The sequence below is a fragment of the Companilactobacillus halodurans genome (assembly GCF_009600985.1).
Lineage (GTDB): Bacteria > Bacillota > Bacilli > Lactobacillales > Lactobacillaceae > Companilactobacillus > Companilactobacillus halodurans.
Genome location: NZ_VDFP01000007.1, coordinates 17,771 through 29,802 on the forward strand (window position 1 = coordinate 17,771; position 12,032 = coordinate 29,802).

General features: G+C 34.9%; 13 protein-coding genes. 7 read left to right on the forward strand and 6 right to left on the reverse strand.

Annotated features, from left to right (window positions below):
- Positions 1-34: 34 nt before the first annotated feature.
- From FHL06_RS04785 to FHL06_RS04800, 4 genes are all read right to left on the reverse strand, one after another.
- On the reverse strand, positions 35-661 hold the full coding sequence (locus FHL06_RS04785) for an HAD family hydrolase (RefSeq protein ID WP_153385096.1): 627 nt from the start codon (positions 659-661) through the stop codon (positions 35-37).
- A 10-nt stretch (positions 662-671) separates the two neighbouring features.
- A complete protein-coding gene (locus tag FHL06_RS04790; RefSeq protein WP_153385097.1) occupies positions 672-1,424 on the reverse strand; it encodes a DeoR/GlpR family DNA-binding transcription regulator in 753 nt (250 codons plus the stop codon).
- A gap of 82 nt (positions 1,425-1,506) precedes the next feature.
- Positions 1,507-2,940, reverse strand: a complete 1,434-nt coding sequence (locus FHL06_RS04795) for a PTS transporter subunit EIIC (RefSeq protein WP_153385098.1) — start codon at positions 2,938-2,940, stop codon at positions 1,507-1,509.
- 14 nt (positions 2,941-2,954) lie between these two features.
- Positions 2,955-3,758, reverse strand: coding sequence for an alpha/beta hydrolase (locus tag FHL06_RS04800; RefSeq protein WP_153385099.1), 804 nt, complete (start codon positions 3,756-3,758; stop codon positions 2,955-2,957).
- Positions 3,759-3,896: 138 nt separating this feature from the next.
- Here FHL06_RS04800 and FHL06_RS04805 point away from each other — a divergent pair, with 138 nt between their 5' ends.
- Entirely contained in the window at positions 3,897-4,745 is an 849-nt protein-coding gene (locus FHL06_RS04805) for an AraC family transcriptional regulator (RefSeq protein WP_153385100.1), read from the forward strand.
- A 61-nt stretch (positions 4,746-4,806) separates the two neighbouring features.
- On the opposite strand, the gene FHL06_RS04810 is transcribed toward FHL06_RS04805, so the two are convergent.
- On the reverse strand, positions 4,807-5,682 hold the full coding sequence (locus FHL06_RS04810; protein WP_153385101.1) for an aldo/keto reductase: 876 nt from the start codon (positions 5,680-5,682) through the stop codon (positions 4,807-4,809).
- A gap of 189 nt (positions 5,683-5,871) precedes the next feature.
- Between FHL06_RS04810 and FHL06_RS04815 the strand changes: the two genes are divergently transcribed.
- The 6 genes from FHL06_RS04815 to phnW are packed head-to-tail and all read left to right on the forward strand — an operon-like array spanning position 5,872 to position 11,215.
- Entirely contained in the window at positions 5,872-6,915 is a 1,044-nt protein-coding gene (locus FHL06_RS04815) for a phosphate/phosphite/phosphonate ABC transporter substrate-binding protein (RefSeq protein WP_153385102.1), read from the forward strand.
- An 11-nt stretch (positions 6,916-6,926) separates the two neighbouring features.
- Entirely contained in the window at positions 6,927-7,682 is a 756-nt protein-coding gene (gene phnC, locus FHL06_RS04820) for a phosphonate ABC transporter ATP-binding protein (RefSeq protein WP_153385103.1), read from the forward strand.
- Positions 7,682-8,473 (forward strand): phosphate/phosphonate ABC transporter permease, encoded by a 792-nt coding sequence (locus FHL06_RS04825; protein ID WP_153385104.1) that lies wholly within the window; start codon positions 7,682-7,684, stop codon positions 8,471-8,473. Before phnC ends, FHL06_RS04825 begins: the two co-directional genes overlap by 1 nt.
- Positions 8,470-9,321 carry a PhnE/PtxC family ABC transporter permease gene (locus FHL06_RS04830; RefSeq protein ID WP_153385105.1) on the forward strand — a complete coding sequence of 284 codons (852 nt, stop codon included), beginning with the start codon at positions 8,470-8,472 and terminating at the stop codon, positions 9,319-9,321. The genes FHL06_RS04825 and FHL06_RS04830 overlap by 4 nt, the downstream gene beginning before the upstream one ends.
- Positions 9,322-9,338: 17 nt before the next feature.
- Positions 9,339-10,133 carry a phosphonoacetaldehyde hydrolase gene (gene phnX / locus FHL06_RS04835; protein ID WP_153385106.1) on the forward strand — a complete coding sequence of 265 codons (795 nt, stop codon included), beginning with the start codon at positions 9,339-9,341 and terminating at the stop codon, positions 10,131-10,133.
- Positions 10,127-11,215, forward strand: a complete 1,089-nt coding sequence (gene phnW, locus FHL06_RS04840; protein ID WP_153385107.1) for a 2-aminoethylphosphonate--pyruvate transaminase — start codon at positions 10,127-10,129, stop codon at positions 11,213-11,215. Before phnX ends, phnW begins: the two co-directional genes overlap by 7 nt.
- A gap of 48 nt (positions 11,216-11,263) precedes the next feature.
- Here phnW and FHL06_RS04845 read toward each other — a convergent pair whose 3' ends face one another.
- Entirely contained in the window at positions 11,264-11,929 is a 666-nt protein-coding gene (locus FHL06_RS04845) for a phosphatase PAP2 family protein (protein WP_153385108.1), read from the reverse strand.
- Between the last annotated feature and the right edge of the window lie 103 nt (positions 11,930-12,032).

The following is a 12,032-nucleotide window of genomic DNA, read 5'->3' on the forward strand; positions in this document are numbered from 1 at the left end:
AAATAGACATGGCAGATTGCCATGTCTATTTGTTTTACAAGATTTTAACTAAGTCAGTTGGTCGTTTCAAAAAGTAATCGACCTTAGAAAACTCAGGTTTTTCTTTAGCTCCCCAGCTGGCTAAAGCAAATTCAACTTCGGCGTTTTTAGCACATTTGAAATCATAAATTGAATCGCCAATGTAAAGCGTGTTGATAGGATCAATTTTCAAAGTCTCGATAGCTTTTAAAATTGGTTCGGGATTTGGCTTATGCAATTTTGTTTTTGAAGCGGTGATAAAGACGTCAAAATATTTTTTGAGGTCGAAATTATCAAGGACGATTTGCATTTCTCGATCGGTTCTTGAAGTAACGATTCCTAATTGGACGCCTTTATTTTTTAATAGTTGCAGCATTTGTTCAATTCCAGCAAATAATTTAGTGTAATGAAACATCTGTTGGTCATTTTTAGCCCAGTCATCTAATAATTTTTTACTTTCTTTAGGGTCCTTAGTAAAACGTTCGATTGCCTTTGTTCCAGGGATACCAAGAATGTAAAATAAGTCTTTAGCTGCTGGCTTAACGCCAAGAGAATCATTGAGATTTTTTTGAAAAGATTTGATAATGGTTTTTTCTGTGTCGATTAAAGTACCGTCAACATCAAATAAAATTGTTTTATTCATAATTTTCTCCTTACATGTAAATCATTTGGGTTTTTGATTTAATTAGTTTTTTTTCTAGTTTTTGTGGCAATTCTCCATTCGTAATAATGTAATCAATCTGATTGAGATTAAGAACTTTGAAGTTGTGCTTTACATTGACTTTGCTGTGGTCGAGCAAAAGTACAACTTTTTTAGCTTGTTGACGAATCTTTTTTTTATAATCGATATCATCTTCATAAGCGTAATAAATTCCGGATTCGTCAATTCCCACGCTGCTGATAAAAGCATAGTCGAAATTATAATGTTCCATATCTAAACATGGCATAGTGCCAGTAACACAGCGTTTTTCAGGGTCTAGATTACCACCAAGGATTCTTGATTTACAAGGGGCGTGACGAATCAGTTGATCTGCAGTATCTAGGGAATTGGTAATTGCGAAGAGATTAGAATTGATAATATATCTAGGCATGAATTCCACCGTTGTTGAGACGTCTAAATAGACTTGTGAAGCATGGTTGGTGAAGATTGCTGCCTGTTTAGCTAATTCCTGTTTGTCATCGATATTGTCATCGCTACGTTTCAAATAATTGTCCAGCTTTTGGAAAGTATTTGGTAGACTGATACTGCCATAATTACGCTCGACCAAGTTATTTTCAGTTAATTTAACGATATCCCGTCTTGCGGTGTCTCTTGAAGTGCCGGTTAAATCGATAATGTCCTTTAAAGTCAAAGTGTTCTTTTCTTGAAGAGTCTTTAAGATTAAATCTAACCGTTCTTTTTGCATAATATGTCCCACCTAAAAATAAATAAGCTACTATAAGTATTTATCTTATAGTAACTTATTTTAGCTTATAAAGCAATAACGATTAAACTTCTTGATCAGATGAAACCATTTTGTCGCTATAGCCAAAGAGATATGTTAGAACGAAAACTGCAACAAAGGCTACTAAATGAGAAACTACATAAGCTGTGAAATTGCTATCGATTCCAGCTTTAGGGTTGATGAATGAAGGAAAACCAATCAAACTACCAGTGAAACCATAAATAACTAAATGCATCCCGCCAGCAACGGCTCCACCTAAAGCATTACCAATCATTGTCATATAGAAGACTTTTTTGTATTTCAAAAGGATTCCGTAAAGTGAAGGTTCAGAGATACCGCATAGAGCAGAAACCCCAGCTGAATATCCCAGAGCTTCAAATTTCTTCTTCTTAGTTTTGACGGCAACCGCTAAAACAGCTCCAGCGATTCCGACAGCTGTAATAGATGTTAAAGCACAGATTACACTTTGACCATTAACAGCTAAGTCGTTGATAACGATAGGAATAAGTGGCCAGTGTAAACCAAAGACTACTAAGATAGGGTAGAAGGCACCATAGATTGCACCGCCGATAATGCCATTGAAAGCTAACAATCCAGAAATTCCGTTTGCTAAACCTTTACTCAAAACAGTGATAATTGGTGCAACAACTAATAATAGTGCAAAAGAAAGAATAATTATTTCGATAATAGGTACGAAGATTCCTTGAATCATTTCAGGAATGGCTTTCTTCAAGTATTTCTCAACATATTTTCCTAACCAAGCGGCTACGATAATAGGAAAGACTGATCCAGAGTAGTTCATGATTTTGACAGCGAAGTCACCCCATAGTGAAACCTCTGGAACTTTATTAGCAGCTATGCCGATAATATTAGGGTGAATTAGAAAGGCTCCAATTACTGCTAAAGCGATTGGGTCCGACCCTAATTTTTTAGCAGCTGTGAATCCTAAGATAACTGGCAGGAAGTAAAAAATTGTATCAGCCATCGTATTGATTAGAAGATAAATACCTGATTTGTCACTCAAAAGATTAGCACTGACTAAACCAGCTAAGATACCTTTGGTAATACCTGAACCTGCCAAAACTCCGATAATAGGCATCATTGAGGCAGTTAAGACACCAATGAATTCGTCGTAGCCGTGTTTAAAGGTAGCAATAAATCCTTGAGGTTTTTCTTCAGCAGTTTCTGTCTTATTGGTTTCTTCTTTTGAGCCCTGGTCTTCAGCAGCTAGTCGTGGCAAAAGATCGATGATTGAATCATAGACGTCAGTGACTTTATTGCCGATAACGATTTGATATTGTCCTTGCGCTTTCATAACTTTGATAGTTACATCAAGTTTTTCAATTTCTGAAGTCTTGGCTTTAGATTCATCTTTCAAAGTAAAACGTAAGCGGGTCATACAGTGGATTAAAGTATTGATATTGTCATTTCCGCCGACTAAGGAAATGATTTGTTTAGCATCGTTTGTATATTTCATTTTTTTTCACTCCTTTAACATAATCTTTCTTCTGGTAGATATGAGATAGGCAACCACTCCAAGACATCTTCTAAAAACTTGTCCCAGTAATACCAATCATGCTTGCCGTTAGTGAATTTATCCGTAATAGGGATATTTCTTTGCTTAAGGAAATTGACAAAATCTAAATTGTCATCGTATAAGAAGTCTTGTTTTCCACACCAAGCATAGAAATTAGGAAATTGTTCATGCAAAGCCATTTTTTGTTCAACGAGGTGTTTGAGATTGTCAGGTGAATTTGCAAAGTCGTCTCGTTTGTTGATAACGCCGTTCCAGTATGCTTGTGATCGAAAACTATCAAGAATCTTATTGGTACCCCTGGGATTGAAAGCTCCTGAAAGAGAGGCTGCATAGCTGAAATTATTGGTTGAAAGGGCAATTTTGTAAGCTCCATATCCACCCATCGAGGTGCCAACTAAGAAATTCTTCTCTCTTTTAGTTGATATTTGTGGAAAGAATTGTTGGATTACTTTTGGCAATTCCACTGCAATATCGTCATAGTAATTCATTCCATAAGAAGTATCGGAATACCAACTTAAATCGGCATTAGGGAGAATAACCGCGACAGGCGTTGATTTAATCAATCGTTCCAAACGAGTTTTGCGTAGCCAGGCAGTATTGTCATCACTCATCCCGTGCATCAAATAAATTACGGGTAAGTCGTTTAAAACCTCCTTATTCCAATTTGGGGTATCTGACGTTTTTTGAGGAAGTAAGACATCCATTTGGCAATCTTTAAGCAATGCATTGGAAAAATAATTAACTTTTAAATGTGCCATTTTTTGCTCCTTTGTTTTATGCTGTATTTAAGATATTTATTGACAACACATATTGTATGCGCTTACAATTATTGATATAAGATAATATTTGTTCAATTGACTACCAATTTTTGTTTTATTACGAAAGGAGCCAAGAAAATGCCTACACCAATGGAATTGTTGGAGTTTGACTATATCAACCCAATCAAGTGTATTTATCACCGGCCAATTGGTAAGAAATATGTGGTACCGCATTGGCATGAAGCAATTGAGGTCACATATGTGGCTAAAGGCAACCCTGGTACGATGTTTATTGAAGATAAAAAGTACGAAATGCATCAGGGGGATGTCTTCGTTGTTAATTCACGTTTGATTCATAGTTTCGATAGTTATATAACAAAGAATCAACGAATCGTCACGCTTCTAATAAACTATGAATGGCTACATCATTGTTTGCCACAAACGATAGAGAATAAAACCTTTAACCTTATCAGAGCACCAAAAAAAGACAGTCAGATACCTGCCTTTAAAAGCTTAGTTAAGATTATTAATGAAATAAAGGATTTTGATAATGACTCGGGGGATGAATATAATCGGTTGCATCAATTGTCAATTGAAGTTGAATTGATTAGCTTGTTAGTCAAAAACTTTACTGATGATAAAAAAGTTGAGCCAGAAATACCTGAAGTCATTTCTGAGATGATTACTGATTTTCACGATAACTATCAAAATGAGATTCAATTATCGCAAATGGCCAAAAATTATAACTATAGTTACGCTTATTTTTCTAAATTCTTTAAACGTTATCTAGGTGTTTCACCTAAGAGGTACTTAACCCTGTTAAGGATTCAAAAAGCAGCAATGTTAATAGAGACAACCGATGATCATCTTGGGAAAATTGCAGCTGACGTTGGTTTTCCAGATGAAAAAAGCTTTTATGCATCGTTTAGAGATAAATATAAGCAAACGCCATTAGAGTATCGACGGAAAATTCGTTTAATAGATTAAAAAAACTCGTAGACCTTATTAGTCTACGAGTTTTTTTTGCGTTCAATTTTTTCATTTGAAATTATTTTGCATTGTTTTGATTGGTATAAGTCATTGATTTATCCAAGAAATCAGTGTCATCTGGATCAGCTCCAACACGTTGGTCTGAATCCAATTCAGCAATTTTATTCATATCTTCAGGCGTCAAATCAAAATGATAGTCAAAGATATCAATATTTTCCTTAATACGTTCCTCATGAGTTGACTTAGGGATAATTATTTCTCCACGTTGAATATGCCAACGAAGCACTATTTGTGCAGGACTCTTTTGATATTTATCGGCTAATTCTTTGATAACAGGGTTGTCGATAACTTTATTCAAGCCTGCTCCAAGTGGACTCCATGATTCATGAGCAATGTTTTTTGATTGGAGATATTCATGAAGATCAGTTTCTTGAAGATAAGGGTGAGTCTCAATTTGGTCGACCATTGGTGCAATCGTAGCATTTTTCATAAGTTGCTCAATATGATGAGCTTTGAAATTGGAAACGCCAATAGCACGAATCTTTCCGGCTTTATAGAGGTCTTCCATGGCACGCCAGTCTTCTTCAAATCCTTGAGCAGGCCAGTGAATTAGATAAAGATCTAAATAATCTAAGCCCAATTTTTCCAATGATTTATTGAATTGAGCAATTGTTTCATCGTATCCACGAATATTATTCCAAATCTTTGTAGTAACAAAAAGATATTTACGGTCAATTCCAGAGTCTTTTATTGCCCTGCCGACAGCTTCTTCGTTGTCATAAAAACTAGCCGTGTCGATATGTCTATATCCATTTTGGATAGCCCACTTGACGCTATTTTCAACTTCTTGGTCACTCATTCTAAAGACGCCTAACCCTACTTGGGGAACTAAAACACCGTTTGATAATTCAATATAAGGAATATTTGTAGCCATAAACTTACCTCCTATTTATTTTTACATATACATTATATCCCAAAGGACAATCACATAATTGTATAAAAAATGTATAAATTATGTAAAAGAAATAAACCATTAATTTACAGAAAATATATTATTTTTTTACATTGCTTTGTTAATCTAAGAATGTTCAAAAAAATTGACGAAGAAAGTTGGGAGTTATTTATGAAAAAAGGGCGATTATTAACCGCTTTTCTAGGGGTGTTTCTTCTACTAACAGGTGTGTTAGCAGGATGTTCATCAAAGAGTTCAGCATCAGAAAAGGCTGGTGGTGATAGTAGTAAGGAAATCACAATGGTGTTCTATCCAAATGAATCAGCAAAGAACTTTACTGCATCACGTAAAGCTTTGCAAGAAGAATTACACAAAGCAACGGGTAAGAAAATCAATATTCAAACAACAACTGATTATAACGTTGCTATTGAAGCAATTGCATCAGGTAAAGCACAATTGGCATTCATGGGTGCCGATGGTTATATTCAGGCACATGCGCAAAATCAAAAAGTTGAACCATTGCTTCTTCAATCAGGTCCAGAGGGTACAACAAAAGGCGCAAGTTACCGTTCATATTTGATGGTTCCAAAGGAAAAAGCTGACCAATATAAGAAAGATGGCAAGTATGACATCGACAAAATTAAAGGTCAAAAAGCATCATTTGTTTCAACTAGTTCAACATCAGGTTTCGCCGTTCCTACAGATGAAATTCAAAAGCACTTTAAATTAAAGAATAAAGATGAATTATCCGAAGGTGGAAAATTCTTTACTAAGGTACTTTACGGAACTACTCACCCAGGTTCAGCAATTAACTTGCTAAAGGGTGACGTTGACGTTGCTGCTTTTGATGATATTGATTTAACACCATTCTTGAAAGTTACTGATGGAAGCTACGACAAGGTTGGTTCAACATTCAAAGTTAAAGACGATGCTGATGCACCATTCGCAGAATTCAAAGGTAAAGAATTAGTTAATATTTCTGTATTACCAGTTCAAAATGGACCTTTCGTAGTTAATACAAAAGCTCTAGCTAAAAAAGATCAAGATGCAATTACAAAGCGCTTCACATCAAAAGAATTTACTAAGAATAAAGATTTATTCTCCGATGGAAAGAGCAAAACACCAACATTATGGCAAAAGAAGAGCGACAAGACAATTCTTCTAAAAGTTAATGATGATTGGTACAAACCTACTCATGAATTAGTTGGTAAATAAGCGAGGTAGCTATGTTAGAGGTTAAAGATTTACAAAAAAGTTATGAAAAAGATAAGCCAGCTTTAACGGACATTTCTTTCAAAATTAAGCCTGGAACATTTGTGGCTATTATTGGTCCTTCAGGTGCTGGTAAAACAACCATTCTTCGAAGCCTGAATCAACTTATTAAAGATGATGATGGTCAAATTCTTTTGGATGGCAACGATATTCGCACTGCTAATAAGAGCCAATTGAGAAAGTATCGCCGTCAAATCGGCATGGTTTTTCAAAACTATAACCTAGTAGAGCGTCTAACTGTAATTGAAAATGTATTACATGGTCGTCTAGGGTATAAATCAACTCTAGCAGGTGTTTTCGGAAGATATACCAAAGAAGAAAAAGAAGAAGCCATGTCCTTGCTCAAAAAGGTTGGCTTGGAAGACTTTGCTTTACAAAGATGTTCTGAATTAAGTGGTGGGCAAAAACAACGTGTGGGAATTGCAAGATCTTTAATTCAACACCCAAAGGTTATTTTGTGTGATGAACCAATCGCATCACTTGATCCTGCATCAGCACAAAACGTAATGGAATTATTAAAAAGTTTGACTGATGAATATAACTTAATCTGTATTGCAAACTTGCATCAAATTAATATGGCAAAAAAATATGCTGACCAAATTATTGGTATTCGCCATGGACATTTGGTTTTTGATGAGGATGCCGATTTATTGTCAGAGGATATTTTGAGGACACTTTATGATCAAGACATTACAAAGGAGCTTGAATAATGCAATCTCCAGTAAAGTATTTATCACACAAAGGATGGCATCAGACCGCAATTATCGCAATTATTGGCGGTATTTATGTATTCGGTAGTTGGGTGCTTAATTTCAATAATTTAAATGGAATTCTAGCTTTGCCAAAAGCCTTTGCTTGGTTGGGAGTCAACTTTAAGCCAACCCCTAATTCAGTACAATATTTGCCAAGAATTTGGCAAAAACTAATGCAAACAGTTCTCTTGGCTATTTCCTCAACTGTAGTAGCAGCGATTATTTCCATCTTTGTGGCTTTGTTGGGATCAAAGGTTACTGGAATCAATGCATTTGTTCAGACAATCGTTCGTGGAATTGCATCTTTCTTTAGAAATATTCCTTTAGTTGCATGGTCAATGATTCTTCTATTTTCATTCAAGCAAAGTGATTTTACCGGATTCTTGGCTTTGCTATTGATGTCAATAGGTTACTTGATTCGTGCTTTTATGGAAATTATTGAAGATGAAGCTAGTGAAACTATGTTGGCTTTAAAAGCTACTGGAGCGAGTTATTTCCAAGTTATTTTCCAAGCGGTTTTGCCACAGATTTTGCCAAGTATCTTAAGCTGGATTCTTTATATGATTGAAAATAATGTACGTGATGCCACGTTGGTGGGGATTCTTACGGGTACAGGTATTGGATTTATTTTTGATATTTACTATAAAAGTTTCCGTTTTGACGCTGCTGGAATGACAGTGTTGGCAATTATTATCGTTGTAATTGCTTTGGAGACTATCTCAAATCAAATCAGGAAGGTGATCTTATGATAGACAGTCAAGACGAAGTAATGCCAAAACAAAAGTCACCGAAGTCTCCTGAAATTAAGTTACATGCGAGAAGTCTTTCAAGAACGATGATTGTCGTTGTATTTGGATCCTTGTTATTGATTACAGGTTATACCCTGACTCATCTTGATGCGGCGGGAGTCAAAGTAAACGTTGCTTTTAAAGAATTAGCAACAACTTTAAATCAAATGTTTCTGCAACCAAATGCTGGTACAGATGGTTTGTGGCTTTTATTACAAGCTTTAGGAAGTAGTGTTGTGCTTTCTATTTTAACAACGATTATAGGTGCTGTGTTTGGATTTTTGTTTGCAGTTATGGCTTCAAAAAATTTAACCAATGCTTATTTAGGAGCAGGAATAAGAGTTGTCATGGCAGTGATTAGAGCTATACCAACTATTATTTGGGCTTTGATTTTCTCAATTGTCTGTGGTTTAGGCAGTACCGCAGCCATTCTGGGATTAAGTTTTCATAGTATTGCCTATCTAACCAAAGCTTATTCAGAAAGTATTGAGGGAATTGATAATTCAATTATTGAATCTCTAAAAGTTACAGGAGCTAAGTTCTGGGTGATTGTTTTTCAAGCTATTTGGCCAACAATCGTAGCTTCATTTGTATCATGGACGTTTATTCGTTTAGAGATTAATTTTGCTAATGCCATTGCTGTGGGTGCAGCAGCTGGTGCTGGAGGAATTGGATATCAATTATACGTTGCAAGTGGAATGAGTTTTGATTTCCATGAGACAGGTTTTATCGTTTACATGGTTGTTTTAGTAGCATTTGTACTTGAGTTCATTGCGGTTAAAATTAGACGCTATTATTTAAGCCGTTAATTTAGGGAGAAAAATTTATGATTGAAGCAGTTATATTTGATTGGGCTGGAACGACCGTTGATTATGGCAGTTTAGCTCCGGTTGTCGCATTTAAAAAAGCGTTTAAGGATGCTGGCATCGAGTTAAGCGATGATGATATTCGTCAAGATATGGGGATGGCTAAGTGGGACCACATTGGCAAGATTCTTGAACTTGAGGATGTTAAACGACAATGGGAACTGAAATATTCTGAATTACCAAATGATGAAGATCGAAAGAAAATTTATGAAGGATTTCAACAGTCGTTACTTCACTATCTCAGAGAATATACGGAGTTAAAATCTGGAGTATTAAAGACCTTTAATTATTTGAAGGAATATGGCATAAAGGTTGCAACAACCACAGGCTATACTGCAGAGATGATGAATATTGTTAAGGATAAAGCAGCTGAAGATGGATATACTCCAGATTTAGTTGTTACATCTGAGGATGTTGATGGGATGGGTCGTCCTTCTCCAGCAATGATTCAATTCATTATGAGGAAATTCAATATCAACGATCCTAAGAAAATCATTAAAGTTGGGGATACCTTAGTTGATATCGAAGAAGGTAGAAATGCTGGCGTTACAACAGTTGGGATAGTTGAAGGCAGCAGTTTGATGGGATTGTCACAAGTTGAATTTGATGAATTGGATAACGAAGAACAAATAACTAAGAGAAATGAAGTAAAACGTGAATATGAATCAGCCAATGCTGATTTTGTGGTCGACAGTATATTTGATTTAGTTCAAATTATTGAATACTTAAATGAATCGATGGATAAAAAATGGTAGAAAAATATTTGCTTCTAACACCAGGACCTTTAACAACAAGTGAAAAAGTAAAACAAGCAATGGATTTTGATTATTGTACTTGGGATGATGACTATAAGAAAATAACTCAATCCTTTAGACATTCTCTTTTAGAACTTGCCGAAGTCAAAGAAGATGAGTATACAGCCGTTCCCATACAAGGAAGCGGTACGTATGGAGTTGAATCAGTTATCAGTTCAACAATTTCAGATGATGATACATTATTAATTGCTATCAATGGTGCTTACGGTCAACGAATTAGTGAAATGGCTGATGTCTATGGAATCAACCATGTGGATCTTGTTGTTGATGAAAGAGAACCTATTACTTTAGAAGCTGTAACGGAATACTTAGATAAGTATCCTGATATAACTCACTTTGCAATGATTCATTGTGAAACAACTACAGGTATCTTGAATCCAATTGAGGATATTATTCCTTATGTAAAAGAGCATGGAATTGTGACAATTGTCGATGCTATGAGTAGTTTTGGTGGAATTCCAATCGATGTTAAAAATGATAAAATTGATTATCTTATCAGTAGTTCTAATAAATGTATTCAGGGAGTTCCTGGTTTTTCCTTTGTAATTGCTAGAAAGGAATCCTTGGAGTCAACTAAAGGAATGGCAAGAACGTTGTCATTGGATCTTTATAGTCAATATATTGAAATGGAACGAAATAATGGTAAGTGGCGTTTTACTTCTCCGACACATGTTGTTCATGCTTTTTATGAAGCATTGAAAGAACTGAACGAAGAAGGTGGAGTTAAGGCTCGTAATCAACGTTATCAAGCCAATCAAAAACATCTAGCAACGGGAATGGAAGAATTAGGTTTCAAAGTTTTAATTGATGAGAAGTGGCAATCACCAATTATCACATCATTTATTTATCCAACCGCAGATTTTGATTTCCATAAGTTCTATCAACAATTGAAGAGTGATGGATTTGTAATTTATCCTGGAAAAATTTCCCATGTTCCAACATTTAGAATTGGAAATATTGGTGAAGTTTATGATGAGGACATAACTAATTTATTACAAGCAATTAAAGAAATTATTCAATAAATAAAAATCAAAGAGGCTCAAATCCGTAATAGGATTTGGGCCTCTTTGTTATTCATCGTTTGATTTTAATTTTAGAAAATCATAAATTGATTCAGAATATCTTAAATAAAGTAGTTCCGAGAATTCCCACCAGGTACTGGCAAGTAGGATACTGCCAATGACATCACTGGGAAAGTGTCCTCTTAAATAAATTCGTGAAATTGAAACAACAATTAACCATAAAATCATTACTAAATTCAAAGTTGTTTTTAACGATTGATTTTTTATTTGTGGAAGTATAAAGACAATGATTGTTAAAACTAATATGGTAGTTCCAAAGGTGTGTCCACTTGGAAAACTGTAGCCCGAGGCGGGAATTATTTTTTGCAGTGGACGCTCTCGTTTCACGGAAATCTTTACTAAAAATGAAATGATATTACCACTGATCAATAAAAATCCAATCCACAAACTAGCAATTTTTTTGTCTTGTTTAAATAAAAATAAAATGATTACTATTAGATAAATCACGTCCATAATGGGACTGCCCAAAAAAGTAATTGTTGAAAACAATTCAGTGTTGAAAGGAGTAGTTATATCTCCAAAAAGATTTTGAATAGAATGGTCAAAACTCATTAAAAATGAATTGTTAGTAATAACCATTAGTTCTAATAAAAAGAAGGCTGTCAGATAAATTAATGTTAGCCATTTTCTATTTTTGTTTTGTTTAAATATCAAAATGTGACTCCTTAGATCCAAATGGATAATTAAGTTTGTTTGGTACCTTAAGCCCTGATTGTAATATTATTTTCATAAAACTTACAGTCCATTATGTAAAAAA